Source organism: Mycolicibacter terrae, from assembly GCF_010727125.1.
Lineage (GTDB): Bacteria > Actinomycetota > Actinomycetes > Mycobacteriales > Mycobacteriaceae > Mycobacterium > Mycobacterium terrae.
The window spans coordinates 381,381-407,557 of the sequence record NZ_AP022564.1; the positions used below are offsets into that span (position 1 = coordinate 381,381).

Sequence of the window (26,177 nt, forward strand, 5' to 3'; positions counted from 1 at the left end):
GGGTAGGGGCAAATGATCACCCGGTGACGGTGATCATGTCGTGGCTGCTGAGATCAGCTGCGAGGTAGCGCAGGTGGTCGTCCTCACCGCCCAAAGTGTGCCCGATCGCGGTGAGGCGTGAGACATAGTGGCCCACCGGATATTCGGCAGTGATCCCGATGCCGCCGTGCATCTGGATGGCTTCCTGACCGATGTGCTGTGCGGCGCCGCTGATCTGCAGCTTGGCGCGCGAGGCGACGCGTGGGTCGACCCCGCCGTCGGCCAGCGACATGGTCGCGTAGAAGCTCATGCTGGACGCCAACTCCAGCGACACATACATGTCGGCGGCGCGTTGCGTGAGGGCCTGGAACTTGGCGATCGGGACGCCGAACTGCCTGCGCTGCTTTAGGTATTCGACTGTCAGCCGCAATGTCTCGGTCATCGCGCCGATCGCCTCAGCGCACAATCCGGTCTGGGCGCGGACCTGCGCACCGGTGACCAATGCGGACGCGTCACCACCGTTTCCGAGCGGTACTGCCGGTGTGGCTGCGAAGGTGATCTCGGCGCCTCCCAATCCATCGTGGGTCGCGTAGCTGTGCCGGGAAACACCGGCATCCTCGGCGGCAGTCAGAAACAGTCCGATCCCACCGTCCGGGAGTGTGGCAGTAACGATCAGGTCATCTGCGCAGTCCCCACGTAGCACCGGGTTCTTGGTACCGGTGATCACCCAGCCCTCGCTGGTGCGGGTGGCGCAGGTGGCCACGTCTTGGTAGGGCCAGCGACTGCCGGGCTCGCTGTGAGCGAAAGCCAGCAGCGTGGTGCCTTCGGCTATGCGGGGCAGATAGTGGGCGCGCTGCGCCGGGGAGCCGGCGTCGGCGATGAGTCCGCCGCAGATCACGACGGTGTCCAGGAAGGGCTCCGGTGCCAGCGCGCGACCGATCTCGGTCATCACGGTCATGGTCTCGACCGGTCCGGCTCCCATCCCGCCGTCCGCCTCCGAGAACGGCAGACCGAGGAGTCCGAGCTCGGCGAACTGCTTCCACACCGCCGGGTTCCATCCCCGGGCGGTGATGCTGATGGCATTGCGCGTCTCGATGTCGTAGGCGCGAGAAAGAAGTTCGCGCACAGTGTCGCGCAACATGGCCCGTTCGTCGTTCAGTTCAAAATTCATGGGTGCTAGACGCTCACAGTCCGAGGATCGAGGAGGAGATGATATTGCGCTGGACTTCGCTGGATCCGCTGTAGATCGACACCTTGCGATAGTTCAGGTAGCGGGGAGCGGTGCGCTGCGCCCACGTCGGTGAAGCGATGTCGCCGGCGAGGCAGGGGAGCGCATCGGGGCCGGCGATCTCCATCAGGATCTCCGTCGCCGCCTGCTGCAGCTCGGACCCGCGCAGCTTGAGCAATGAGGACGCCGGGTTGGGCTTCCCGTTCGCGGAGCCGGCCACCACCCGCAGCTGAGTCAACTCCAAAGCCAGCAGCTCGTTCTCCATCCTGGCCAGCCGGGCCGCGAACAGTGGGTCGTCGACCAAGCGGCCACCGCCGATCCGGATTTCGGCGGCGCGTTTCTTTGCCTGTGACACCAATACTTTGGTTGTGCTGACGCGGCTGACGCCGGTGCGCTCGTTTCCGAGCAGGAACTTCGCGTAGCTCCATCCGGCGTTCTCCTCGCCGACGAGGTTGTCGGTCGGCACCCGCACGTCCTCGAACCAGACCTCGTTGACCTCGTAGCTGCCGTCGACCAACTTGATCGGGCGCACGGTGATGCCGGGGGTGTCCATGTCGATCAGCAGAAACGAGATGCCGGCTTGGCGCTTCGGGGCGTTCGGGTCGGTGCGGACCAGGCAGAAAATCCAGTCGGCGTGCTGACCCAACGTGGTCCAGGTCTTCTGGCCGTTGACGACGTAGTCCTGCCCGTCGCGGTCCGCGCGGGTCTTGAGCGAGGCCAGATCGGAACCGGCTTCCGGCTCGGAAAAGCCTTGGCACCACCAGATGTCAAGGTTCGCGGTGGCGGGCAGGAATCGCTGCTTCTGGTCTTGCGAGCCGAATGCCGCGATCACCGGTCCGACCATGTCGGTGTTGAACGACAGCGGGTCCAGCACCGAGGCCAACTGCATCTCGTCACGCCAAATGTGCTCTTGCACCGGCGTCCAGTCTTTGCCGCCCCATTCCATCGGCCAGCGTGGAACGGCCAAGCCATGTGCATTGAGGATCTGTTGGGACGTGACGAAGTCTTCGCGGCCCAGTTCGTCGCCGCTAGCGACGCGTGCCCGAATCTCTGCGGGTACCGCTGTAGTGAAGAACGCGCGCATTTCATCGCGGAAGGCGCGCTCCTCGGCGCTGAGTTTCAAATTCATTGCGTACTTTCTGGACAAGAAGTGAAGTAAGTAGCTACATACTTACATAAAGATTGCCTTGGCTGATTCGGGACTGTCAAGGGGAATCGCTGGATGTGCTGGTCAACAACGCCGGCATCGCGCGTGACGGGTATCGGCCATCGGCCATCGGCCGTCGCCGGGCACCGCGGCCAAGGCCGGTGTGGAGAGCCTGACCGCCACCCTGGCCGCCGAGTGAGCCGGTTAACTCGGTGCGGCAAGATCCGCGTCGCCGAGGGCTGGCCGCACGGGCCGCACGCCGACAAGGGCGCTCAATGGGATCCGGCCGAATTGGGCCCGGTCGTCACCGACCTGTTGGCCCAGGCGCGGACGCCGGTGCCGGTCTACGGGGCCTGATCCGCCGACGGGTAGGCGCCGCTGCGACGACTGCGTCCGGTCCAGCAGATGCTGCGCCGGGGCTGGTCCCCGTTGATCACCCACGATCAGCACCCGGCGCACTACGCGACCCCGACACCGAAGCGAACAACGCTGCGACGCATCGTCACCATCCCACACGACTGGACCGCCCTCCGCGGCCTTGCGGCCTCAGCTGTTGCGCACCGCCTCCTGGGCCAATTGCACCCGCGAAGATAGGTCGAGTTTTGTGTAGATGTGGCTCAGGTGTGATTCCACGGTTCGTGTCGAGACGACCAGTTTCGCGGCGATGTCCTTGTTGCGCAGTCCCTCCGCGATGAGGTGGGCCACGTTGCGTTCGGCAGGAGTCAGCGACGCCCATCCGCTTGCCGGGCGGTAACATTCGATACGGCTGACGCGCGCGTGGTCGATCGCCTCCGGCGTCGCCAGTGCCGTGCCTCGACTCCACTGGTCGTCGAAATCGGGCTGCCCCAGCAGGTCCCGTAACCTATCGACCGTCGCGAAGTGGTCAGCATCGTAGATTTTAAATCGAACTGCACCGGTGCGTTCCCGAATGCCGGCCGCCGAGCCGAACAGCAGGGCGGCGTCCCGGTGCTGACCGGATTCGGTGGTCAGTGCCGCCAAGCATTCGATTACGTCCGGAATCCAGAGGTATGCTCCGGTTTCCGCGCCGATCGTCAACGCCTGGATGGCATCTTGCCGTGCTCGCTCAGTCCGATACTCGGCGATTGCGACCCGCATGCTGATCTCCAGCAGTGGAATTCGATGAGCGCCGACTGCCATTGTGAGGGATTCATCGATCCAGTGGCGTGCCCCGGCCACGTTACCCTCGGCCAATGCGGTTCGCGCCACCGGATTGGTGTTGATCGCCCACAACTGGGGCAGCGGGCATGCTTGGTGCGCTGCGGCGGCGCTAGCTGCGGCGGTCGCGATGTCTCCGGTGCCCAAGGCGGCATGCACCAGGGTCACGAGACTGATGGAGCGGTGGAAGTCGGGGAACCCGGCAATAGCGGTGAGCCCCGCTTGAGCTGTGGCGTACCCACGGGCGGTTTCGCCTTGGCGGGTCAGGCATTCGGCCGTGATCAGCGAGCCTCTCGCGATGAACAGGAGGTCGTGTGCGGCAGTGGCCTCGGTTGTTATCGCTGCACCCTGCGCCGCTGCCGCCGCGAGGTCGCCGCGCAACAGGTGCGCTATCCCGAGATAATAGCTGCACTGCCGCTGCGTCAGGCGGTCGCCGAGCGCGCGGGCGAGGGCCAGCCCTTCTTCGGCGGACTCACGAAGCGTAGTCGGATCTCCGGAGATATAGGCGGAATGGGCCTGCACGTTGTAGATCTGGCACAAGCGCCAATCGTCGTCGAACGTGGAAGCCAGGTTGAGTGCCTCCCGAAAGTACGGTGCGCCGGCCGGCGGGCGGAAGCTGCGGGCGAAGCCGGCGGCGGTCAGCGCCCAAGCCAGCAGACCCGGGTTGTTGAGATCGCGGGCGATGGTCAGTGCTTCGTCGGCCTGATCCAGCCGAGAATGATCTCCGATCAAACCGGCGAGGATGACCTCGTCGGCCAACTTAGCCGCCCGGGTGGCCGGAGCAATGTCGGCACCGTGGACGGACTCCAGCCAGGCCAGCCCTTCGCGGGGCCGGCGGTGAATCCACAACGGTAGCAACGACGATGCCAGGCTGGCGGCGACCTCGGCCTGTCCATGCTCTCGACTCCAGGCAAAAGCGGTACGCAGGTTGTCGATCTCGATTTCGGCTTGTGCGACTTGCCGGCCGGAAAGGGTCGAACCGGCGCGTTTGAACGCGGACGCGTAGTGGTCGCGGTGGGCGCTGCATACCGTGGCGGTTTCGCCGGACTCATCGAGTTTCTCGAGTGCGTAGTGCTGCACGGTTTCGAGCATCCGATACCGCGTGCTTTGCCCAGTACTGTCGGCGATCAGCAGTGACTTGTCCACCAATTGAGTCAGGGTGTCTAGCACGGGGTCGCCGGGCACTGCGGCAGCGGCGGCGGTGCTGCCGGCAACCGCGTGGGCGGCAGCCAGGTCGAATCCGCGCAAAAATACCGCCAATCGCCGAAACATCACCTGCTGGGGTTCGCTCAGCAGGTTGTGCGACCAGTCCATCGAGGCGCGCAGGGTCCGCTGGCGTGAGTCGGCCGCATGGACGCCATCGCTTAACAGGTGCAGGCCCGCGCCCAGACCGTTGGCGATTTCGGCCAGTGATAGCGCCCGTACTCGGGTCGCCGCGAGTTCGATCGCGAGCGGTACCCCGTCCAGGCGCGCACAGATCTCCGCCACCAGTGCGGCGTCGTCGCCGGTACCGCCGAACGTGGGGCGGACCAGCCGGACCCGCTGGATGAACAACTCCACAGCCTCATCGTCGAGCGAGAGCGGGGGAGTCGGCCAGCTCACTTCGCCGCTCACCCTGATCGGTTCTCGGCTGGTTACCACAATGCGCAGCTCTGGGCAGCCGGTCAACAGCTCGGCTAACAACTCCGCACAGCACGGGCATCCGCCCAGCAGTTGCTCGCAGTTGTCCAGAACCAACAGCGCCCGGCGCTCGGCGAGGAAGCCGACCAGTGTGCCGGCGGTCGGGCGGCAGAGTTGGTCGGGCAACCCCAGCGCGTGCGCGACTCGATCGGCAACCAGGTGTGGGTCGGTGGTCGAGGCCAGGTCCACCCACCATGTCCCGCCGTCGAAACGGCTGGCGGTCTCGCCGGCGAGCTGTTGTGCCAGCCGAGTCTTTCCCACGCCGCCGGTCCCGGTCAACGTCACCATCCGGTGCTCGTCGACGAGCCTTCGCAGGGCGGCTAGCTCCTTAGTGCGGCCCACGAAACTGGTCAGCGACACCGGCAGCCGGGTGCCGTCGACCGGCGTCAGCATTGGTGCATCCATTGTGGGGGAACTGCATTGTGCGGCCTCTGACCGTCAAATTTGGGGGTTTCCCCAGCCGTGCGAACCTGCACCAAATTGCCCCTCCCTTAGGTACTTTCACCACCATTATCACGTGCACGTTAACAGGATTCAGGTAATTCACCGATGCTCTGCAGTGGGCAGGATGGAAGCGCGAAACGAGAAGCCGGATTCGGGCCTGTCTTCTGTCGCGACTCCACCGGCGTGAACCACCCTTTACCTCCATTTACGCCAGTTGCCGAGTGTGGATCAAACCCGGGACGGTCACGTTGGGTTGGTGGGATGACGGGAAGGTGGCGATCCCTGCGTGGGTGTTCCCACTCGTCGAGCCTCTCCGGGGCCTCTGCCGTTTGGGTCGGCGCGGCCTGGTGGCGGGGATGAGGACTCGTCACGGCAGTCAACGGCCACACTGGGGCGATCGGCCGTAGTGCAGCAGGCCGCCCGCTCTCAGCTACGACCGCTGTTTTTGGGCCCACCGTGGCCACCATCGACGGTGGTGACGAGTCGCTGCGCTGCTGGTCAAAGGTCAAATCGCCACCTGGCGTCTGGGAGTTTCCACTGAGTGGCTGTGAATCACCATAAGTGTACTTACGTATTTCCGCCGATGCGCTCAGACCAGGTTGTGTCCGACGCTCGGGTCGGCGGGTCGAGAGTGGCCTGCCGACCGTTGGCATACCGGTGCCGGCGGTTGGCGTGTTTTGTAACGGGTTGCACGGGGAGAGGATCTGAAATGAATCGTCGTCACACGGGTGCTAAGTCGACCCGCTCGGGAGGCGCGGCGCCGCGGAGGAGGATCACCGGTGCGGGTAGCGCGGTGGCGGCGTTTTTGGCGTTCGGGTTGGCGCCGTTGGCGTCGGCGCCGGCGGCCAATGCTGATTTCGACGATTTGCTGACTGATCTGTTCGACCCCTCGGCATGGGGGAACTTGTCGAATGACTTCGACGGCCTTTTCAGTGCGTCGAATTGGGATGTGCCGGGTTCGGCCGATGCGCCTGATATCGCGCAGATGTGGGACACCTCTTTCTACATGCCGTTGCATGACAGTTTGCAGGGCTGGATCAATTCTGACTTCGGCCAGCAGGTCGATGGTGTGATCAACCAGATGTTCGCGCCGTTCACCGAGGGCTTTTGCGGGGTGATCTGTAACGGTGTCGATGGCACCGAGGCCGACCCCGACGGTGGTAGCGGTGGGCTGTGGTTCGGCGATGGTGGTGACGGTTGGGCCTCGACCATCGAGGGTGTGGCCGGCGGTAGCGGTGGGCATGCCGGTGGTATCGGCAATGGCGGCGACGGTGGTATCGGTGGCCTGGGTGCAGATGGCGGCAATGGTGGTCATGGCGGGGAGATGTGGGGCAACGGCGGCGATGGTGGCGCCGGCGGTGCGGCCACGGCGACGCTGGCTGCCGGTAACGGTGGCAATGGTGGGTCCTCGGGTCAGGCGCAGGACTTCTTCGGGATGGGCGCGCTCGGTAACGGCGGTGACGGCGGTGTCGGTGGCGCGGGCTGGAATGGGGTAGCCGGGTCGTTCGTCAACGGCGGCGACGGCGCCGGCACCAACGGCACCAACGGCGGTAACGGCGGCAACGGTGGCGCCGGCTCGTCGATCCTGGGTATCGGCGGCAACGGTGGCGCAGGCGGTGTGGCCGGCAACGGCGGTGCGGGAGCGACCGGCACTGCTGTGAACATCAACGGCGGCGCGGGTGGCAATGGTGCGGCCCCGGGCACCGGTGGTCAGGGCGGTACCGGCGGCAGCGGCAACGGCGTGGCCGGCGCCCTCGTTGGTGGCGGTAACGGCGGTGACGGCGGTGACGGGTATGACGCGGCCGCCGATGCCAACGCGTTGGCCGGTGCGATCGGCGGCAGCGGTGGCGCCGGTGGTAACGGCGGGGAGTACGGCAACGGCGGCAACGGCGGGGCCGGCGGCAGCGGGGTGTTCGGAGGCGACGGCGCTGACGGTGCCGCGGACTCCGGTGAGAACGGCGGCAGTGGTGGTACCGGCGGCTCCGGCGGTAACGGCGGTGCCGGCGGGAGCAGCGGCAGCCTGGGTGGAAATGCCGGCAACGGCGGAAATGCCGGCAACGGTGCCGACGGCGGCAACGGCGGCAATGGCGCCACCGGCACGGCCGGTGTGGCGGGGGTCAACAGTGCCGGCGGCGACGGTGGTGCCGCCGGCAACGGTGGTGCGGGCGGCAATGGTGGCACTGGCGGGGCCGCGGGTGCGCTGAACAACACCGTCGGTACGGCGGGTACTGAAGGCACCGGGGGCAACGGCGGCAACGGCGGTAACGCCGCTAAGGCTGGTGACGGTGGCGCGGGCGCTGCTGGCACCGCTGCCAATCCGAACGGTGGCAGGGGCGGTGACGGTGGCGCTCTGGGCACCGGTGGCGTCGCCGGGACCGGGGGTACTGGATTGACTACGGGTACCACTGGAACAGCCGGCAACGATTCGACGGTCCTGGGCGCCCAGGGTAACGGCGGTAACGGCGGCGACGGGTATAACCCCGCCGGTATCCCGGGGGCCCCCGCGAGCACTTCCGCCGGAAGTGGTGGTGCCGGCGGTAACGGCAGCGCACTGGGCAACGGCGGTAACGGCGGCAACGGCGGCAGCGGAACAAACGGAACCACACAAGGCGGGGGTGCCGGTAGCGGCGGCGCTGGTGGTAACGGTGGCACCATCTCCGGTAACGGCGGAGACGGCGGTAACGGTGGAACCGGTGGAAACGCCACGAGTACTGCTAGCGGCTCCTTCAGTTCTAACGGCGGCGGCGGCGGCAACGGTGGCAACGGCGGTCTGTCCCTGTCTGGCACCGGCACTGCCGGCACCGGTGGCAATGGCGGTGATGGCGGTAGCGGTGGCTCGAACAGTGGCTTGGGAGGTAACGGCGGCTCTGGTAGCACCGGTGGCCACGGTGGGGACGGCGGGGACACCCTCATCGGGGCCGGCGGCATCGGTGGCCTGGGTGCTGCCGGCGGTACCAGCACTGGCGGCGGCATCGGCGGTGGCGGTGGCGGTGGCGGCGCAGCCACCTTTGGAATCGCCGGGAACGGCGGCATCGGTGGCGACGGCATCGACGGTGGCGTAGGAGGCAACGGCGGTCACGGCAGCAACGGGCTCGACGTCGGCGCTCATGGTGGTAGCGGGGGCAACGGCGGTGACGGTATCGGCGCCGGCAGCACTGGTGGAGACGGTGGCCGTGGCGGTTTGAGTTCCGGAGGCAATAACGGGACAGGTAGCGGCGGCAACGGCGGCGACGGCGGCACCGGCGCAGCCGGGGGTACCGGCGGTAACGGCGGCAACGGCGGCAACGTCATTGGTTATGCCACCGGCGGGGCCGATTCCGGATCAGGCGGTGATGGCGGCGCCGGCGGAAACGGTACCGGGGTCGGTAACGTCGGCGGCAACGGAACGGACGGCACCGACGGGCAGCCCAACGGTGTCAATGGCGTCGACGGAACACCCGGCGCCAACGTCGGATAACGCCGTCCAGGTCAGCAAGATGGCTGAGTGGCCGTCGGCTTTGAAGCCGGCGGCCACTCAGCCATCTGGGATGTAGTGCCGACGAGTCGTGGCGTTCCCATCCGGGATATCAGCTTGGTGTTCCCGGACACGCGATGACGGGGCCCGCGTGAAAGCGGAACCCCTTGAGCTACGCGGTCAAGACTCGCAGATGACGATCGGGATCTCCCGCTCGGTCCAGGCGCGGTAGTTGACGAAGTCGGGATACATCGCGTCGAGCTTCGGCCAGTAGGCGGCCCGCTCCGACTCGCTGGCGTCGCGGGCCCGCAAGCTCAACACCTCGTTACGGATCCGGAACGACACCTGCGGATTGGCCTTCAGATTCAGGTACCACATCGGGTTGGTGGCGCGACCGCCCTGGGACGCCACCAGGATCACCCGGTCGCCTTCGCGCAGGAACAGCAACGGGGATTCGCGCGGCTGACCGGTTTTGCGCCCGGTGGTGGTCAGGATCCCGACTTCGGGGACCTCCCCGAAATGTTTGGTGCCCAGCCGCCACTTGCCGCCGACCCGGCCGCCGGTCGCCTTGTAGGCAAGCGTGTTGGCCCGCGACATCCACTTGATGATGGTGCCGGTGACGGGCGAGTCCAGTGACTTCGGCTTCTCCGGTGTGCTCACGTCCGCAACCCTACTGAATGAACGGCTTGATCCCGGCCCGGATGTGGTGGATCGTCGCGGTGCCGTCCGGGCTGTCGGCGGGAATGACGAAAACCTCGTCGACGTGGGCGCAGACCCGCCGGCCGAACAGCGACGGCTTGGTGATGATGTCGAAGACCGCCCGCACCTCGTCGCCGTCGACGGCGTACTTCGGCAGGGTGGCGCCCGAGATCAACCGGAACTGCGGCCCCCGATTCAAGCTGCGCCGCAAGTGTTTTCCGGAGAACCCGGTCTTGAGTCCGACTTCGATGCGGACACAGTCGGGGGAGAACCGGACCGCCGAGGCGTCGTGGCTGACCAGCGCGTCGATGTAGGCCTGGGCCGCCGCGATGCGGTCGGCTTCCGAAACAGGCTTCGCCACCAGGGCCACTAAATCCGCTCGATGATGGTGCCGGTGGACAGCGCACCGCCGGCGCACATGGTGATCAACGCGGTCGAGGAGTCGGTGCGCTCCAGCTCGTGCAGCGCGGTGGTGATCAGCCGACTGCCGGTGGAGCCCACCGGGTGACCCAGCGCGATCGCCCCGCCGTTGACGTTGACCCGGTCCATGTCGGGGCTGTGCACCGCAGCCCAGGACAGCACCACCGAGGCGAAGGCCTCGTTGATCTCGACCAGGTCGATGTCGCCCATCTTCATCCCGGCCTTCTCCAGCACCTTCGCGGTGGACTGCACCGGGCCGTCCAGGTGGTAGTAGGTCTCGGCGCCGACGTTGGCCTGGCTGATGATCCGGGCCCGCGGCTTGAGGCCCAAGGCCTTGGCCTTGTCTTCGTCCATCCACAGCACCGCGGCGGCGCCGTCGGAAATCTGCGACGAGGTGCCGGCGGTGTGGATACCGCCCTCTATGACGGGGTTCAGTGCCGCAAGGCCTTCGGCCGTGGTGTCGCGCAGGCCCTGGTCGCGGCTGACGGTGTTCCACTCGGAGGTGGGCTGCTTGTTCTCGTCGATGACCGGGGCCTCGATCGGGGAGATCTCCCGGTCGAACCGGCCCTCGGTCCAGGCCTGCTTGGCACGCTGCTGGGAGCGCAGCCCGAATGCGTCGACGCCGGCGCGGGTGATGCCCCGGCGCTTGGCGATCCGTTCGGCGGCCTCGAACTGGTTGGGCAGGTCGATGTCCCACGATGCTGCGCGGGCGCCGCCGCCGTTGGCGCCGAGCGGCACCCGGCTCATCGCCTCGATGCCGCAGGCGATGCCGATGTCGATGGCGCCGGTGGCGATGAGGCCGGCGACCAGGTGGTTGGCCTGCTGCGCGCTGCCGCACTGGCAGTCGATGCTGGTGGCGCCGACGTGCTCGGGCAGCCCGGCCACCAGCCAGGACTGCCGGGTGACGTTGTTGCCCTGCTCGCCGAACTGGGTGACACAGCCGCCGATGACCTGCTCGACGCTGCCCGCGTCAATCCCGGCTTTGGTGATCAGTGCCTTCTGGACCGCGCCGAGAAGTTCGGTGGCGTGCAGGCCGGACAGCCAGCCGTTACGTTTACCGATGGGGCTGCGAGTGGCTTCGACGATGACAGGTTTACCCATGGGGCCAGGCTAGAACACGTTTCATTAGTCTGACAAGCGACGATGTGAAGACCCCTTTGTTCTATGGTGAGGCCATGTTTTACTGCTACTAGAACGCGTTGCAATTAGGAGTCTGCCGATGTCGAGTGTCAAACTGCCGCCCGGGTTCGACCTCACCGACCCGGCGATCTACGCCGAGCGACTCCCGGACGCGGAGTTCGCCGAATTGCGGGCCGGCGCACCGATCACCTGGATCGACCAGCCGGACGACAAGAGTGGCGGTTTCAAAGACGGCGGCTACTGGGCGATCACCAGCCACCACGACGTCAAAGAGGTGTCCCGGCTCGACGATGTCTTCTCCAGCGAGATCAACGGGGCCATCCCGCGCTACAACGATGACATCGAGCGAGAGAACATCGACGTCGGCCGGCTGCTGATGCTGAACCAGGATGCGCCGCGGCACACCCGGCTGCGCCGGATCGTCTCGCGGGGCTTCACCCCGCGCCACATCCTGCCGCTGCACGACGAGCTGCAACAGCGCGCCCAGGGTATCGCCAAGGAGGCTGCCGCCAAGGGCACCGGCGACTTCGTGGTGGAAGTGGCCTCCGAACTGCCGCTGCAGGCGATCGCCGGCCTGATGGGCGTTCCCCAGGAGGACCGCGGCAAGCTGTTCAACTGGACCAACCAGATGACCTCGTACGACGACCCCGAGTACTCGCACTTCGACCCGGCCACCTCGTCGATGGAGATCATCTCCTACGGGCTGCAACTGGCCGAGATGAAGCGGCAGAACCCGGGCAACGACATCGTGACCACGCTGATCGAGGCCGACATCGACGGCGAGAAGCTCAACGACGACGAGCTCGGGTTCTTCATCATCCTGTTGGCGGTGGCCGGTAGCGAGACGACGCGTAACTCGATCACCCAGGGCATGATGGCGTTCACCGAATTCCCCGAGCAGTGGGAGCTGTTCAAGTCCGAACGCCCGGAGACCACCGCCGACGAGGTGGTGCGCTGGGCCACCCCGGTGACGTCGTTCCAGCGCACCGCCACTCGCGATTACGAGCTGTCCGGGGTGAAGATCAAGGAAGGTCAGCGGGTGGTGATGTTCTACCGCTCCGCGAACTTCGACCCCGAGGTCTTCGACAACCCGTACCAGTTCAACATCCTGCGTGACCCCAACCCGCACGTCGGGTTCGGCGGCACCGGTGCGCACTACTGCATCGGCACCCATCTGGCCCGAATGTCGGTGAACCTGATGTTCAACGCCATCGCCGACCAGATCCCCGACCTCAAGCCGCTGGCGGCTCCGGAACGCCTGCGTTCGGGCTGGCTCAACGGGATCAAGCACTGGCAGGTCGACTACACCGGCAAGTCTGCCTGAACCACCCAACCAACACTGGAGGCTAGTTCCACCATGTCCACACTTCCCCCTGGATTCGACTTCCTCGACCCCGACGTCATCGTCAAGGGCATACCCGAGGAGGAATTCGCGCACCTACGCAAGACGGCGCCGGTCTGTTGGATCGAGCAGGCCCCCGGCAAGGGCGGCGGCTTCAACGACGGCGGGTACTGGGCGGTCACCAAGCTCGAGGACGTCAAAGAGGTGTCGCTGCGCAGCGACGTCTTCTCCAGCTTCGAGAACTGTGTGATCCCGCGCTTCCCCAACGACATGCAGCGGGAGAACATCGAGGTTCAGCGGTTCGTGATGCTCAACATGGATGCACCGCATCACACCCGGCTGCGCCGGATCATCTCCCGAGGCTTTACACCGCGCACGATCGGGCGGCTGCGCGACGAACTCCACGAACGGGCGCAGGCGATCGTCAAAGCTGCCGCCGAGGCCGGCTCCGGGGACTTCGTCGAACAGGTCTCCTGCGAACTGCCGCTACAGGCGATCGCCGGTCTGCTCGGGGTGCCGCAGGAGGACCGCGACAAGCTGTTCCGCTGGTCCAATGAGATGACCGGTGGCGAGGACCCGGAATACGCCGACATCGACTCGCAGGCCTCGTCGGTCGAGTTGATCCAATACGCCATGCAACTGGCTGCGGTCAAGGCGGAAAACCCGGGCGAAGACATCGTCACCACGTTGATCAACGCTGAGATCGATGGCGAAAAGCTTTCCGATGACGAGTTCGGCTTCTTCGTGGTGATGCTGGCGGTGGCCGGCAACGAGACCACCCGCAACTCGATCACCCACGGCATGATCGCGTTCTCTGAGCACCCCGAGCAGTGGGAGTTGTTCAAGAAGGAACGCCCGGCAACCACCGCCGACGAGATCGTGCGGTGGGCCTCCCCGGTGATCTGCTTCCAGCGCACCGCGTTGGAGGATTACGAATTGTCCGGAGCGCAGATCAAGAAGGGACAGCGGGTGGTGATGTTCTACCGCTCGGCCAACTTCGACGAGGACGCCTTCGACGACCCGTTCAGCTTCAACATCCTGCGTGATCCCAACCCGCACGTCGGGTTCGGCGGCACCGGGGCGCACTACTGCATCGGCACCCACTTGGCCCGACTGACGATCGACCTGATCTTCAACGCGGTAGCCGACCACGTGCCGGACCTCGCGCCGCTGACCGAGCCGGAACGGCTGCGGTCGGGGTGGCTGAACGGCATCAAGCATTGGCAGATGGACTACACCGGCAAATGTCCGGTGGCCCACTAGTTTTAAGGAGATTCGGGTGGACTTCAGTCCAGATCCGGAACAGCAGGCGGTCGCCGACGTCGTCACGTCGGTGCTCGACCGGGAGAACACCTGGGAGGCGCTGGCCGCAGGTGGCGTGACGGCGCTGGCAGTGCCGGAGCGGCTCGGCGGTGACGGTGTCGGCCTGTCGGAAGTGGCCACGGCGCTCACCGAGATCGGTCGGCACGGGAACGTCAGCCCCGCACTGTCCACGCTCGGGTTCGGCTTGGTGCCGTTGCTGGATCTGGCGGCCGAGGCCCAGCAGGACCGCTACCTGGCCGGTGTGGCCAAGGGTGCGGTGTTGACCGCCGCGCTCAGCGAGCCGGCCGCCGCTCTGCCGGAGCAACCCGGGGTCACGCTGGCCGGTAACCGGTTGTCCGGCACCAAGATCGGTGTGCCCTTCGCCGATCGTGCCGAGTGGATGGTGGTCACCGCTGATGCCGGTGTCGCGGTGATCTCGCCGAAGGCGGCCGGGGTGCAGCTGATTACGACCCCGACCGCCAATCACAGCGACGAATACGTAGTCGTCTTCGACGGCGCCGAGGTCGACGCCGTGCTGGACGGTGCTTCGGTTCACCGAGTGAATCAATTGGTGCTGGCCATGATCGGCGCCTACGCGTCGGGACTGGTGGCCGGTGCGCTGCGGCTGACCGCCGACTACGTCGGCAGCCGTGAACAATTCGGCCGGCCGCTGTCGACCTTTCAGACGGTGGCGGCCCAGCTCTCCGAGGTCTACATCGTCTCGCGCACCATCACCCTGGCGGCGACGTCGGTGGTCTGGCGGCTGGCCAACGGCCTCGACGCCACCGACGACCTCGGGGTGCTCGGATACTGGATCACCTCGCAGGCGCCCCCGGTGATGCAACTCTGCCATCACCTGCACGGCGGGATGGGCATGGACGTCGACTACCCGATGGACCGCTACTACTCCACGATCAAGGACCTCAACCGCCTGCTGGGCGGACGGTCGAATCGCCTCGAGACCCTTGGAGCGCAATGTTCGTCGATCTGACCCCGGAGCAGCGCAAGCTGCAGAGCGAACTGCGGGAGTACTTCGCCAACCTGATCACCCCCGACGAGGAAAAGGCGATGGCCGCCGACCGGCACAACCACGCCTACCGTGACGTGATCCGCCGGATGGGCCGCGACGGCAAACTCGGTGTCGGTTGGCCCAAGGAGTTCGGCGGCCTGGGCTTCGGCCCGATCGAGCAGCAGATCTTCGTCAACGAGGCGCAGCGCGCCGACATCCCACTTCCCGCCGTGACGCTGCAGACGGTCGGCCCGACCCTGCAGGTGTACGGCAACGAGGCGCAGAAGCAGAAGTTCCTGCCCGCGATCCTGGCCGGCGAAGTGCATTTCGCGATCGGCTACACCGAGCCCGAAGCCGGTACCGACCTGGCGTCGTTGCGCACCACCGCGGTTCGTGATGGCGACCATTACATCGTGAACGGCCAGAAGGTGTTCACCACCGGCGCGCATGACGCCGACTACATCTGGCTGGCGGTGCGCACCGACCCGACCGCGGTGAAGCACAAGGGGATCTCGATCCTGATTGTCGACACCAAGGACCCGGGTTACTCGTGGACTCCGATGATCCTGTCCGACGGTGCGCACCACACCAACGCGACCTACTACAACGATGTTCGGGTGCCCGTCGACATGCTGGTGGGCGAGGAGAACGGCGGCTGGCGGCTGATCACCACTCAGCTCAACAACGAGCGGGTGATGCTGGGGCCGGCCGGCCGGTTCGGCGCCATCTACGACAAGGTGTATGCCTGGGCTACCAAGCCCGGCGGCGACGGGGTGTCACCGATCAGCCATGACGCGGTCAAGCGCGGGCTGGGCGAGATCCACGCCATGTTCCGGATCAACGAGCTGCTCAACTGGCAGGTCGCCGCGGCCGGCGAGATCATCGACGTGGCCGACGCCGCGGCCACCAAGGTCTTCGGTACTGAACGGATCCAGTACGCCGGGCGGTTGGCCGAGGAGATCGTGGGCTGCTACGGCAACCCGGCCGACCCGGCCACCGCCGAGCTGCTGCGCTGGCTGGACGTGCAGACCAAGCGCAACCTGGTCATCACCTTCGGCGGCGGCGTCAACGAGGTGATGCGCGAGATGATCGCCGCCTCCGGCCTGAAGGTTCCGCGGGTGCCACGATGAGTCGAGGAGACAGATGAGCGACATTTCCTCCGGTATCGAGCAGATACTGGCGTCGGGCCGAAGCAAGCCGCGGACCGGCCGGGATCCGGTGAACCAGCCGATGATTCGGCACTGGGTCGATGCGATCGGCGACGCCAACCCGATCTATGTGGACGAGGCGGCCGCGCGTGCGGCGGGGCACCCGGGGATTGTCGCTCCTCCGGCGATGATCCAGGTGTGGACGATGATGGGGCTGGGTGGGGAGCGTCCCGCCGACGACCCGCTCGGCAAGGTCATGGAATTGTTCGACGGCGCAGGCTATGTGGGCGTAGTGGCCACCAACTGTGAGCAGACCTACCACCGCTACCTGCGCCCTGGCGAGGACGTCAGCGTCACCGCCGAGGTGACCGACATCGTCGGCCCCAAGCAGACCGGCCTGGGGGAGGGATACTTCATCACCCAGAAGATCCGTTGGTGGGTAGGCGAAGAGAACGTCGCCGACATGATCTGGCGCATCCTGAAGTTCCTGCCCGGCGAAAAGGGAAGTCAAGGCCCGGCCCCGGCTGCAGTGCCCGAGGATCTCGACCCCGACAAGATGATGCGCCCGTCGTGGTCGCGGGATTCGGCGTACTTCTGGGACGGGGTGGCCTCGCACGAACTGCGCATCCAGCGCCGCCCGGACGGCAGCCTGCAGCATCCCCCGGTGCCAGCGGTCTGGAAGGACAAGACCGAGACCACCGACTACGTCGTTTCCAGCGGTAGGGGAACGGTATTCAGCTACGTGGTTCACCATGCCCCCAAAGTTCCCGGCCGCGCATGTCCGTTCGTCATCGCGTTGGTTGAGCTCGAAGAGGGCGTGCGGATGCTCGGTGAACTGCGCGGCATCGACTCCGCTACGGTGCAGATCGGAATGCCGGTCCGAGCAACCTATCTCGACTTTCCCGCCAGCGACGCCGGTCCGGCGTGGAGCTTGTACGCGTGGGAGCCTGTGGAAGGAGGCGGGGCATGAGCGCTCCGACCGTGCAAGTGGGCAGCAAACTGCCCGAGCTGAAGATCTACGGTGATCCGACATTCATCGTCTCCACGGCGATCGCCACCCGCGATTACCAGGACGTGCACCACGACCGGGACAAGGCCCAGGCCAAGGGGTCCAAGGACATCTTCGTCAATATCCTCACCGACACCGGCCTGGTTCAGCGCTACCTGACCGACTGGGCGGGTTCCAACGCGGTGATCGGCTCGATCGCACTACGACTGGGCGTCCCGTGGTATGCCTACGACACCGTCACCTTCTCCGGTGAAGTGACGGCGGTGGAAGATGGCCTGGTCACCGTGAAAGTCGTGGGCAACAACAGTCTTGGCGACCACGTCATCGCCACCGCCACTCTCACCCTCGGGGAGGCATGATGCTGTCCGGTAAGGCGGCGATCGCCGGAATCGGCGCGACCGACTTCTCCAAGGAATCCGGGCGCAGCGAACTGCGCCTGGCCGCCGAAGCGGTGCTCGACGCCCTCGACGATGCGGGCCTGACCCCGGCCGACGTCGACGGTCTGGTCACCTTCACCATGGATTCCAACCTGGAGACCGCCGTCGCGCGTGCCACCGGCATCGGTGAGCTGAAGTTCTTCTCCCAGATCGGTTACGGCGGAGGCGCCGCCGCGGCGACGGTGCAGCAGGCGGCCCTGGCGGTGGCGACCGGGGTGGCCGAAGTGGTGGTGGCGTACCGGGCCTTCAACGAGCGCTCGGAGTTCCGGTTCGGCCAGGTGATGACCGCGCTGACGGTCAACGCTGATTCCCGCGGTGTGGAGTACAGCTGGTCCTACCCGCACGGCCTGAGCACCCCGGCCGCGTCGGTGGCGATGATCGCCCAGCGCTACATGCATGAATATGGCGCCACCAGCGCCGATTTCGGGGTGGTGTCGGTGGCCGATCGCAAGCATGCGGCGACCAACCCCAAGGCGCATTTCTACGGCAAGCCGATCACCATCGAGGATCACCAGAACTCGCGGTGGATCGCCGAGCCGTTGCGGCTGCTGGACTGCTGTCAGGAGACCGACGGCGGGGTGGCGATCGTGGTCACCACACCCGAGCGGGCTCGCGACCTCAAGCATCGGCCGGCGGTCATCGAAGCGGCGGCCCAAGGAGCCGGGGCCGACCAGTTCACCATGTACTCCTACTACCGCGAGGAACTCGGGCTGCCCGAGATGGGTTTGGTGGGCAAGCAGTTGTGGGCGCAGTCCGGCCTGACGCCGGCCGACATCCAGACCGCGGTGCTCTACGACCACTTCACCCCCTACACGCTGATCCAGTTGGAGGAGTTGGGGTTCTGCGGCAAGGGCGAAGCCAAGGACTTCATCGCCGGGGGCGCCATCGAGTTGGGTGGCCGGCTGCCGATCAACACCCACGGCGGTCAGCTCGGCGAGGCCTATGTACACGGGATGAACGGCATCGCCGAGGGGGTGCGCCAGCTGCGCGGCACCTCGGTCAACCAGGTAGCGGGCGTCGAGCACGTGCTGGTCACCGCCGGCACCGGGGTGCCTACCTCGGGTCTGATCCTGGGCTAGGACGCGGTGCTTCGTCGGCCACCATCGACAGCATGGTGGAGATAAAGTCCTCGAGGCGTTCGCGCGGGTAGGTCTGCGGGTCGCGTGCGGTCAGCCGTCCCAGCATCTCGGCGAACGACAACATGGTGTGGCCCAGCAGGACCGGATCCAGACGGGCCAACTGCGGCATGAGGGCGGCCCCGGCACGGGCGAGTTCCTCGGACTGCCGCAGGACGGCTGAGCGGGCGCTGCGCAGCGAGTCGCGGTAGTCGCGGGGCGCGCTGTCGGGAACGGTGAGGATCAGCCGCCAGCCGGTCGGATTGTTCAGCACGGCCTTCAGGAATGCCCCGATAGTCGCGGTGTAGGCGCCGGTCGGGCCCAGCGTGCTGAGGTCGTCGGGCATCGCCGCACGAACCTCGGCGATGCCGCGTTCGCGTTCGCGTTCCAATAACGCCTCGACCAGCTCGGCTCGGGTACTGAATGCTGTGTACAGCACCGGTTTTGCGACGCCGGCGGCGGCGGCGACCGCCTCCATGCTCAGCTCGTGCAGCGCGCATCCGCCCAGGACCTCCAATGCCGCGTCCAGCGCCTGCGCGCGGCGCTCGTCCCGCGTCAGGCGTGGCGCGTATTTACGCCGCTGCCGAGTCGAGTCCATAGGATCCAAAGTTTACGCCACCGTTGCATTCGCGTGGCCCGCAATGCTACGGTGCCGTTCTATTCGATGGTGATCCGTAGGCGAAGTGCTCCCGCGAGGAGGTCGCGATGATCCGGTTATTGGGCAGCTGCCTCACCACCGGTCTCATGATCGCGGGCGCCGGTCTGGTCGGCGCCCCGCTGGCGTGTCCGGCGGCGCTGGACCTGCAGATGCACGCGGTTCTACTCACCAGCGGTAACACCGCGGATTCGCCACTCGGCAACGGCACCGCGTTGATCGTGGGCGCCAGCGGCCTGCCCGTGCCGCCCGCCGGCTACGTGGACGCCGCCGAAACCTACTACCTGGCGCCGCGCGGGTTCGGCGGGACCACGCAGGCGGTCGTCACCCCCGAGTCGCTGTGGCCGCTGACCGGCGTCAAGAACCTGACCACCGACGAGTCCTTCGCCCAGGGCGGACAGATCCTGGCGAACGCGATTACGCAGCAGATCGCCGGCGGACAAGTCGATGCGGCAAACCCCGTCGTGGTGTTCGGCTACTCCCAGGGCGCTGTTGTCGAGACGGAAGCGATGAAACTGCTCGCCGAACAAGGGGTGCCCAGCGACTACGTGCACTTCGTCATGCTCGGAAACCCCGCCAATCCCGACGGGGGCATCCTGGAGCGTTTCAATGTGCCGATCGACGGCGTCAGCCCCACCATTCCCAGCTTCGGACTTACGTTCAGCGGCGCGACACCGGCAGACCTCTATGCGACGAACATCTACACGATCGAATACGACGGCTTCGCCAACTTTCCGCGTTACCCGATCAACTTCCTCGCCGACCTGAACGCCTTTCTTGGCATGGGCTTCTCGCACGGTGCGTACCTGGGGCTCACGGCCGAGCAGATCCAGGATGCGATTCAACTGCCGGCGGCGGCCGACAGTCTGACCGACTACTACATGATTCCCGCCGAGAGCCTGCCCCTGCTGGCCCCGCTGCAGTTTCTGCCGGTGATAGGAAAACCTCTCTACGACCTCTTGGAACCAGCAACCTCGGTACTGGTGAATTTGGGCTACGGCTGTATCACCGACGCCTGGTGCGAGGTCACCGATGCCAGTGCGCCAACCACTTTCGGCCTGTTCCCCACCAACCTGGACTGGGCTGAGGTCGCCACCGCACTGGGCAACGGCGTGCAGCAGGGGATTGCCGATGCCCTCAGGGATCTGCAAGACCCGGCGACCTACCAGCCCACGTCGGTCCTCGACACCCCGGCGCTGCAGGGTCTGCTGGAGACCGCGTACCGGATTGTCGGGGGCACCGTCGGCAACCCCACACCGACCTGGGGTGACATGGTGCAGGTGGGGTTGAGTCTGCTCAACAACGCTGTGCCGGGATCGATTTCGGGTGTGACGATTGATTCCCCACCCATAGACATCTTCAACGCCCTCATCGCCAACGTGTCGAACGACTACGCAACCCTGCTCCCGATCGCGGACACGTTCAACGCACTGCTCACCACGTTGCCCTCGGTTGCCATCAGCTTCATCGCACAGCAGGCCGCCGACGGCAATCTCCTCGGCGGGATCGGTGAGGCGCTGGCCGCTGCTACGGCATTGCTGCCGCTCGGAATTGGTTTCGGTATCGTCGCGCCCGTCGTGGAGGCGGTGGGGCTCAACGTGATCAATCTGGTGAACCTGTTCCCGGGAGCTCTGGAAGACCTGGCCAACCTGTTGCCCGATATCCCCTGACCGGCCTCGCTGAGCCTTCGGGGCGCTGGCCCGCATCAGAACTGCCGAAGGCGAAAGTCATTTCAATACGCCGCGTGAGGGTGGCAGGTTGGAAACCGCGGACTGGCTACGCCGAAACCAGCTCCACATCGTTGAGGATGGCGACATCCTCGCGCGAGGGTGCCACCACATTGCCCACCAGCCGTCCGCCGTCTTTCCACAGCCTGGCCCGCAGGGTCTCGCCCGGGAAGACCACACCGGCGAACCGCGCGCCGAAGGAACGGACCGCGCCGGCGTCGCCGTCCAGTGCGGTGTCCACCGCCGCCTTGCAGGTCATGCCGTAGGTGCACAGCCCGTGCAGAATCGGCCGGTCGAAGCCCGCCGCGGCCGCGAATCCGGGGTCCGAATGCAGCGGGTTACGGTCGCCGCAGAGCCGGTACAGCAGCGCCTGCTGCGGTGCCACCGGGATGTCGATCTCGAAATCCGGTGCCCGGTCGGGCAGTTCGCTCGCAGCTGACGGGCCGCGCTCGCCGCCGAAACCGCCCTCGCCGCGGGCGAAGATGGACCGCTGCTGCGTCCACAGCGGCGCTCCGTCGGTGTCGGTGACGGTGGTCTCGAGCACGACGACGGCCGCCTTGCCCTTGTCCCAGACGTCGACGATCCGGCTGACCGCCAGCGCGTTGCCGGACGGCGGTAGCGGCGCCGGAACGATTACCTTCTCGGAGGCATGCAGGATCTTGGCCAGGTCGATCTCGACACCCGGCCAGCTGACCTTGGGCGGGTCGACGTCGTTGAACGACGCCGCGACGCAGCCGAATGTCGGCAGCACCTGCGGGGTGCGATCGACGACGTAGCTCAGCTCACGCGGGTCCATCGGGTCCGACCCGGCGCCCAGCGCCAGGTTGTAGAGCTGCACGTTGGTCGCGGTCCAGGAGAATTCCACCCGGCCGAACTCGGCACCCCGGGCGACGTCGAGATCGATGGGCATGGCTAGGTCCTTCCGGCGATGTCGAGAGCGGCCAGGTATCCGAAGGTCATCGCCGGACCGATGGTGCCGCCGGGGCCGGGGTAGGTGTGACCCATGACCGGGGCGCTCACATTGCCTGCGGCGTAGAGACCCTCGATGACGCTGTTGTCGTCGCGCAACGCCCGTCCGTTCACGTCGGTGCGGATCCCGCCCTTGGTGCCCAGATCGCCGGGCACCATCTTGGCCGCGTAAAACGGCCCCTGGGCGATCGCTCCCAGGTTCGGGTTGGGCTTGTTGGTAGGGTCGCCGTAGTAGCGGTCATAAGCGCTCTCGCCACGGTGGAAGTCCTCATCGACACCGGTGCGGGCGAACTCGTTGAACCGTTCGACGGTCGCGGTCAACCCCACGGCCGGCACACCCATCTTTGCCGCCAGCTCCTCCAGGGTATCCGCGGAGACGATCACGCCCGACTCCAGCCATTTCTTCGGAATCCGTTGTCCCGGCTGCAATCCCGCAAAGATGTAGTTGTTGCGGTAACGCTGGTCGAACACCAGCCAGGCCGGGATGTTCTCGCCGGGGCCGGGTCCCTGCCCGTATTCGCCGCCGTACATGTGGTGGCACGCCTCGACGTAGGGCATCGACTCGTTCATAAACCGCTTACCGGCCATGTTCACGATGATCGAGCCGGGTGAGTTGCGCTCCGAGAGCGCGAACCACGGTGCGCCCGGCAGCGGCACCGTCGGGCCCCACCAGGAGTCCTCCATGATGTCCAGTGCGGCACCCAGCTTCTCGCCGGCCAGGATTCCCTCGCCGGTGTTGGCCTTCGCCCCGACGGTCCACTCGGTGGTGATGGGAGCGCGCTGGTACTTCACCCGCATCTGCTCGTTGTGCTCGAATCCGCCGCTGGCGAGGATGACCCCGCGTCGCGCCCGGATCAGCCGCGGCTCGCTCGACTCCGAAGCATTGCTGTCGCGGACGTAGACGCCGCGGACCACGCCGTCGGAGACGTAGAGGTCGGTCAGCGCGGTGTTCAACTCGACCGGAACGCCGGCGTCGCGCAGGCCGATCCGCAGCGGGGCGATCAGAGCGCGGCCCATGCCGACCAGATTCTTACCGGTGGCCTGGGCCCACATGGTGCGGGCGCCGACCTTCAGGCTGCGCAGCACACCGCGGGGGTGGCGCTTGAGCTGGTTGAGCCGGACGTAGTCCTGCTGCATGACAACGACATTCAGCGGCACCTTGCCGTAAGGCGGTTCCAGGCCGGCCAGGTCGGCACCGAGCTTGCGGGCATTGAACGGCTTCGGCTCGATCGAGCGGCCGGTGGGCTTGCCGCCCGGCTGCTCGGGGTAGTAGTCGGCGTAACCGGGAACCCAGCACATCTTCAGCGGTGAGTTCTTCAGCACGAACGACAGCATCTCCGGACCGCGCTGCAGGTAGGTGTCGATCTTCTCGGCCGGAACCACGTCGCCGATGATCGTGCGCAGGTAGGTGCGGGCGGCCTCGGCGGTGTCCTTCACGCCCGCGCGCTGAAGCACCTCGTTGTTGGGGATCCACACGCCGCCGCCGGAACGGGCAGTCGAACCGCCGTAGTGGGCGGCTTTCTCGATGACGATGGTGGACAGTCCGTGGTGGGCTGCGGCGAGGGCGGCGACCATCCCGGCGCCGCCGCTTCCGACCACGACGACGTCGTACTCCTGCTCGGGCATGTAGAACACGTTATAGAATTGCCCCGCCCGGGCGCCAGTTGGCTGGCCGTATCACCGTCGTGCGCACCCGGACGACTACTTCCTACCCTGCGGGTAGCTGGCCGGGACCGGCCAGGTCAGATAGAGTTATTGTTTCAGTAGAACACGTTGCAGTTTAGTGATCGGCGACGATGCGTTCCCGCCTTTCGTCTGCGGCGGAGGCATGTTTTACTGACACGAGCATGCATCGTTTATTCACATGCCCTGAGTTAGGAGTCATCAGCGTGGCCAGCCCCACCACCCAGTCCGCCCCCAACATTCCCGCCGGGTTCGACCCGACCGATCCGGAGATCTATGCCGAACGGATCCCGGACGAGGAGCTGGCTGAACTGCGCAAGAGCGAGCCGATCAAGTGGATCGAACAGCCGGACGGAGTAGGTGGCTTCAACGACGGCGGCTACTGGGCGATCACCCGGCACGAGGACGTCAAAGAGGTCTCCCGGCTTGACGAGATCTTCTCCAGCGAGATCAACACCGCCATCCCGCGGTTCAACGACGATATCCCGCGCGACGCGATCGATGCGCAGCGCATCCTGATGCTCAACCAGGACGCCCCGCGGCACACCCGGCAGCGCCGGATCATCTCACGCGGTTTCACCCCCCGGCACATCCTGCCGCTGCGCGACCAGCTCGAGCAGCGCGCCCAGGCCATCGCCAAGGAGGCGCTGGCCCGAGGCACCGGTGACTTCGTGGTCGAGGTTGCCTCCGAACTGCCACTGCAGGCCATCGCCGGCCTGATGGGCGTGCCGCAGGAGGACCGCGGCAAGCTCTTCGAGTGGACCAACCAGATGACGTCCTATGACGACCCCGAGTACGCCCACTACGACCCCGCGGCGTCGGCGATGGAGATCATCTCCTACGGGCTGCAACTGGCCGAGATGAAGCGGCAGAACCCGGGCGGCGACATCGTGACCACGCTGGTGGAAGCCGATCTCGACGGGGAGAAGCTCAACGACGACGAGCTGGGCTACTTCATCATCCTGTTGGCGGTGGCCGGTAGCGAGACCACGCGTAACTCGATCACCCAGGGCATGATGGCGTTCACCGAATTCCCCGAGCAGTGGGAGCTGTTCAAGTCCGAACGCCCGGAGACCACCGCCGACGAGGTCGTGCGCTGGGCCACCCCGGTGACGTCGTTCCAGCGCACCGCCACCCAGGATCACGAACTGGGCGGCACCCTGATCAAGAAGGGCCAGCGGGTGGTGATGTTCTACCGCGCCGCGAACTTCGACTCCGAGGTCTTCGACAACCCGTACCAGTTCAACATCCTGCGTGACCCCAACCCGCACGTCGGGTTCGGCGGCACCGGTGCGCACTACTGCATCGGCACCCACCTGGCCCGGATGACAATCGGCCTGATGTTCAACGCCATCGCCGACCACATCCCCGACCTCAAGCCGCTGGAAAGCCCCAAGCGGCTACGCTCGGGCTGGCTCAACGGGATCAAGCACTGGCAGGTCGACTACACCGGCAAGTCCTAGCTCGCGGTTTGGGCGGGGGCCGACGGCGAGCACGCCGCCGGCCCTCCGTCGCTACCGGATCCGCCCAAGACCGTCCGAGCCAAAAGTTAGAACACGTTATAGAATTTTGGTCAGCGGCTCGGTTTCACCCGCATCACAACACCCGAGGGGACCATCGAAGATGCTCAGCGCCCAGATCCGCGACGAACTCGCCGCCGAGTTGGCGCAAGCGGAGCGCAGCCGGGTCCCGATCTCCCCGTTAACGGCGGCGCACCCCGACATCGACGTCGTCGACGCCTACGAGATCCAGTTGATCAACATCCGGCAGCGGATCGCCGAGGGTGCCCGGGTCGTCGGACACAAGGTCGGCCTGTCCAGCGAGGCGATGCAGCAGATGATGGGTGTCGATGAGCCGGACTACGGGCATCTGCTCAACGAGATGCAGGTGTTCGAGGACACGCCGGTCAAGGCGTCGAACTACCTCTACCCGCGGGTCGAGGTGGAGGTGGCCTTCATCCTGGGCGCGGATCTGCCCGGCGCGGACTGCACCGAGGAGCACGTGCTGGCCGCCACCGAGGCGTTCGCCCCGGCGATCGAGCTGATCGACAGCCGGATCACCGACTGGAAGATCAAGCTCTGCGACACCATCGCCGACAATGCCTCCTCGGCCGGCTTCGTCCTCGGCAAGCAGCGAGTCAAGCCCGGTGATATCGACATCAAAGGCATTGATGCGTCGCTGACCAAGAACGGCGAGGTGGTCGCCAAGGGCCGCAGCGACGCGGTGCTGGGCAACCCGGTCACCGCGGTGGCCTGGCTGGCTCGCAAGGTGGAGAGCTTCGGGGTGCGGTTGAAGGCCGGCGACATCGTCCTGCCGGGCACCGCCACCCGGGCCATCGACGTGCACGCCGGTGATGACTGCGTCGCCGATTTCTCCGGGCTGGGTTCGGTCCGGCTGGTTTTCGAATAGAGGAG

At 66.3% G+C, this 26,177-nt stretch carries 20 protein-coding genes and 1 pseudogene; 12 read left to right on the forward strand and 9 right to left on the reverse strand.

Features of this window, described 5'->3' with window-relative positions; translation table 11 throughout:
* Positions 1 to 16: 16 nt before the first annotated feature.
* Together G6N23_RS01855 and G6N23_RS01860 are read right to left on the reverse strand one after the other, a co-directional pair.
* Complete coding sequence (locus G6N23_RS01855) at positions 17 to 1,150, reverse strand: acyl-CoA dehydrogenase family protein (protein WP_085261510.1); 1,134 nt, start codon at positions 1,148 to 1,150, stop codon at positions 17 to 19.
* A 13-nt stretch (positions 1,151 to 1,163) separates the two neighbouring features.
* Positions 1,164 to 2,336 carry an acyl-CoA dehydrogenase family protein gene (locus tag G6N23_RS01860; RefSeq protein ID WP_085261511.1) on the reverse strand — a complete coding sequence of 391 codons (1,173 nt, stop codon included), beginning with the start codon at positions 2,334 to 2,336 and terminating at the stop codon, positions 1,164 to 1,166.
* Between the two features lie 234 nt (positions 2,337 to 2,570).
* On the opposite strand from G6N23_RS01860, the pseudogene G6N23_RS01865 reads away from it, so the two are divergent.
* Positions 2,571 to 2,711 (forward strand): annotated as a pseudogene (locus G6N23_RS01865) (short-chain dehydrogenase); the annotation flags it as partial.
* Positions 2,712 to 2,900: 189 nt separating this feature from the next.
* Here the strand turns inward: G6N23_RS01865 and G6N23_RS01870 are convergent.
* Positions 2,901 to 5,615, reverse strand: a complete 2,715-nt coding sequence (locus G6N23_RS01870) for a helix-turn-helix transcriptional regulator (protein WP_085261512.1) — start codon at positions 5,613 to 5,615, stop codon at positions 2,901 to 2,903.
* Between the two features lie 748 nt (positions 5,616 to 6,363).
* Between G6N23_RS01870 and G6N23_RS22540 the strand changes: the two genes are divergently transcribed.
* Positions 6,364 to 9,111 (forward strand): PGRS repeat-containing protein, encoded by a 2,748-nt coding sequence (locus G6N23_RS22540; protein ID WP_157997547.1) that lies wholly within the window; start codon positions 6,364 to 6,366, stop codon positions 9,109 to 9,111.
* A 177-nt stretch (positions 9,112 to 9,288) separates the two neighbouring features.
* On the opposite strand, the gene G6N23_RS01880 is transcribed toward G6N23_RS22540, so the two are convergent.
* The 3 genes from G6N23_RS01880 to G6N23_RS01890 are packed head-to-tail and all read right to left on the reverse strand — an operon-like array spanning position 9,289 to position 11,328.
* Positions 9,289 to 9,768: a nitroreductase family deazaflavin-dependent oxidoreductase gene (locus G6N23_RS01880; protein WP_085261513.1), complete on the reverse strand. Its 480-nt coding sequence runs from the start codon at positions 9,766 to 9,768 to the stop codon at positions 9,289 to 9,291.
* A 10-nt stretch (positions 9,769 to 9,778) separates the two neighbouring features.
* The gene (locus G6N23_RS01885; protein ID WP_234808656.1) at positions 9,779 to 10,168 is read right to left on the reverse strand and encodes a DUF8021 domain-containing protein; all 390 of its coding nucleotides are present in this window, start codon (positions 10,166 to 10,168) and stop codon (positions 9,779 to 9,781) included.
* An 8-nt stretch (positions 10,169 to 10,176) separates the two neighbouring features.
* Complete coding sequence (locus G6N23_RS01890; protein ID WP_085261515.1) at positions 10,177 to 11,328, reverse strand: steroid 3-ketoacyl-CoA thiolase; 1,152 nt, start codon at positions 11,326 to 11,328, stop codon at positions 10,177 to 10,179.
* 118 nt (positions 11,329 to 11,446) lie between these two features.
* On the opposite strand from G6N23_RS01890, the gene G6N23_RS01895 reads away from it, so the two are divergent.
* From G6N23_RS01895 to G6N23_RS01925, 7 genes are read left to right on the forward strand one after another with little or no spacing between them, the layout of a single operon-like run.
* Positions 11,447 to 12,691, forward strand: coding sequence for a cytochrome P450 (locus G6N23_RS01895; protein ID WP_085261516.1), 1,245 nt, complete (start codon positions 11,447 to 11,449; stop codon positions 12,689 to 12,691).
* Between the two features lie 33 nt (positions 12,692 to 12,724).
* The gene (locus tag G6N23_RS01900) at positions 12,725 to 13,972 is read left to right on the forward strand and encodes a cytochrome P450 (RefSeq protein ID WP_085261517.1); all 1,248 of its coding nucleotides are present in this window, start codon (positions 12,725 to 12,727) and stop codon (positions 13,970 to 13,972) included.
* Between the two features lie 16 nt (positions 13,973 to 13,988).
* Positions 13,989 to 15,002 (forward strand): acyl-CoA dehydrogenase family protein, encoded by a 1,014-nt coding sequence (locus G6N23_RS01905; protein WP_085261518.1) that lies wholly within the window; start codon positions 13,989 to 13,991, stop codon positions 15,000 to 15,002.
* Positions 14,987 to 16,150, forward strand: a complete 1,164-nt coding sequence (gene fadE29, locus G6N23_RS01910; protein ID WP_085261519.1) for an acyl-CoA dehydrogenase FadE29 — start codon at positions 14,987 to 14,989, stop codon at positions 16,148 to 16,150. The genes G6N23_RS01905 and fadE29 overlap by 16 nt, the downstream gene beginning before the upstream one ends.
* A 13-nt stretch (positions 16,151 to 16,163) precedes the next feature.
* Positions 16,164 to 17,138 (forward strand): bifunctional MaoC family dehydratase N-terminal/OB-fold nucleic acid binding domain-containing protein, encoded by a 975-nt coding sequence (locus G6N23_RS01915; protein WP_085261520.1) that lies wholly within the window; start codon positions 16,164 to 16,166, stop codon positions 17,136 to 17,138.
* Positions 17,135 to 17,536 carry a MaoC family dehydratase gene (locus tag G6N23_RS01920; protein WP_085261521.1) on the forward strand — a complete coding sequence of 134 codons (402 nt, stop codon included), beginning with the start codon at positions 17,135 to 17,137 and terminating at the stop codon, positions 17,534 to 17,536. The genes G6N23_RS01915 and G6N23_RS01920 overlap by 4 nt, the downstream gene beginning before the upstream one ends.
* Entirely contained in the window at positions 17,536 to 18,693 is a 1,158-nt protein-coding gene (locus tag G6N23_RS01925) for a 17-hydroxy-3-oxo-4-pregnene-20-carboxyl-CoA lyase (protein ID WP_085261522.1), read from the forward strand. Before G6N23_RS01920 ends, G6N23_RS01925 begins: the two co-directional genes overlap by 1 nt.
* Here the strand turns inward: G6N23_RS01925 and G6N23_RS01930 are convergent.
* A complete protein-coding gene (locus G6N23_RS01930) occupies positions 18,668 to 19,327 on the reverse strand; it encodes a TetR/AcrR family transcriptional regulator (protein WP_085261523.1) in 660 nt (219 codons plus the stop codon). The genes G6N23_RS01925 and G6N23_RS01930 overlap by 26 nt on opposite strands.
* A gap of 107 nt (positions 19,328 to 19,434) precedes the next feature.
* Between G6N23_RS01930 and G6N23_RS01935 the strand changes: the two genes are divergently transcribed.
* On the forward strand, positions 19,435 to 21,054 hold the full coding sequence (locus G6N23_RS01935) for a PE-PPE domain-containing protein (RefSeq protein ID WP_085261524.1): 1,620 nt from the start codon (positions 19,435 to 19,437) through the stop codon (positions 21,052 to 21,054).
* Between the two features lie 106 nt (positions 21,055 to 21,160).
* Here the strand turns inward: G6N23_RS01935 and G6N23_RS01940 are convergent, their stop codons facing one another.
* Positions 21,161 to 22,021, reverse strand: coding sequence for an enoyl-CoA hydratase ChsH3 (locus G6N23_RS01940; RefSeq protein WP_085261525.1), 861 nt, complete (start codon positions 22,019 to 22,021; stop codon positions 21,161 to 21,163).
* A 2-nt stretch (positions 22,022 to 22,023) separates the two neighbouring features.
* A complete protein-coding gene (gene kstD / locus G6N23_RS01945) occupies positions 22,024 to 23,706 on the reverse strand; it encodes a 3-oxosteroid 1-dehydrogenase (protein WP_085261841.1) in 1,683 nt (560 codons plus the stop codon).
* Between the two features lie 263 nt (positions 23,707 to 23,969).
* On the opposite strand from kstD, the gene G6N23_RS01950 reads away from it, so the two are divergent.
* Both G6N23_RS01950 and G6N23_RS01955 read left to right on the forward strand, forming a co-directional pair.
* On the forward strand, positions 23,970 to 25,226 hold the full coding sequence (locus G6N23_RS01950) for a cytochrome P450 (protein WP_234808657.1): 1,257 nt from the start codon (positions 23,970 to 23,972) through the stop codon (positions 25,224 to 25,226).
* A gap of 160 nt (positions 25,227 to 25,386) precedes the next feature.
* Positions 25,387 to 26,172 carry a 2-keto-4-pentenoate hydratase gene (locus G6N23_RS01955; protein WP_085261527.1) on the forward strand — a complete coding sequence of 262 codons (786 nt, stop codon included), beginning with the start codon at positions 25,387 to 25,389 and terminating at the stop codon, positions 26,170 to 26,172.
* The last annotated feature ends 5 nt before the right edge of the window (positions 26,173 to 26,177 follow it).

Excerpts from the sequence above, each read along its gene's own strand:
- G6N23_RS01855 (WP_085261510.1), bottom strand. The coding sequence starts at position 1,150 with ATGAATTTTGAACTGAACGACGAACGGGCCATGTTGCGCGACACTGTG.
- G6N23_RS01860 (WP_085261511.1), bottom strand. The coding sequence starts at position 2,336 with ATGAATTTGAAACTCAGCGCCGAGGAGCGCGCCTTCCGCGATGAAATG.
- G6N23_RS01870 (WP_085261512.1), bottom strand. The coding sequence starts at position 5,615 with ATGGATGCACCAATGCTGACGCCGGTCGACGGCACCCGGCTGCCGGTG.
- G6N23_RS22540 (WP_157997547.1), top strand. The coding sequence starts at position 6,364 with ATGAATCGTCGTCACACGGGTGCTAAGTCGACCCGCTCGGGAGGCGCG.
- G6N23_RS01890 (WP_085261515.1), bottom strand. The coding sequence starts at position 11,328 with ATGGGTAAACCTGTCATCGTCGAAGCCACTCGCAGCCCCATCGGTAAA.
- G6N23_RS01895 (WP_085261516.1), top strand. The coding sequence starts at position 11,447 with ATGTCGAGTGTCAAACTGCCGCCCGGGTTCGACCTCACCGACCCGGCG.
- G6N23_RS01900 (WP_085261517.1), top strand. The coding sequence starts at position 12,725 with ATGTCCACACTTCCCCCTGGATTCGACTTCCTCGACCCCGACGTCATC.
- fadE29 (WP_085261519.1), top strand. The coding sequence starts at position 14,987 with ATGTTCGTCGATCTGACCCCGGAGCAGCGCAAGCTGCAGAGCGAACTG.
- G6N23_RS01915 (WP_085261520.1), top strand. The coding sequence starts at position 16,164 with ATGAGCGACATTTCCTCCGGTATCGAGCAGATACTGGCGTCGGGCCGA.
- G6N23_RS01920 (WP_085261521.1), top strand. The coding sequence starts at position 17,135 with ATGAGCGCTCCGACCGTGCAAGTGGGCAGCAAACTGCCCGAGCTGAAG.
- G6N23_RS01925 (WP_085261522.1), top strand. The coding sequence starts at position 17,536 with ATGCTGTCCGGTAAGGCGGCGATCGCCGGAATCGGCGCGACCGACTTC.
- G6N23_RS01930 (WP_085261523.1), bottom strand. The coding sequence starts at position 19,327 with ATGGACTCGACTCGGCAGCGGCGTAAATACGCGCCACGCCTGACGCGG.
- G6N23_RS01935 (WP_085261524.1), top strand. The coding sequence starts at position 19,435 with ATGATCCGGTTATTGGGCAGCTGCCTCACCACCGGTCTCATGATCGCG.
- G6N23_RS01940 (WP_085261525.1), bottom strand. The coding sequence starts at position 22,021 with ATGCCCATCGATCTCGACGTCGCCCGGGGTGCCGAGTTCGGCCGGGTG.
- kstD (WP_085261841.1), bottom strand. The coding sequence starts at position 23,706 with ATGCCCGAGCAGGAGTACGACGTCGTCGTGGTCGGAAGCGGCGGCGCC.
- G6N23_RS01955 (WP_085261527.1), top strand. The coding sequence starts at position 25,387 with ATGCTCAGCGCCCAGATCCGCGACGAACTCGCCGCCGAGTTGGCGCAA.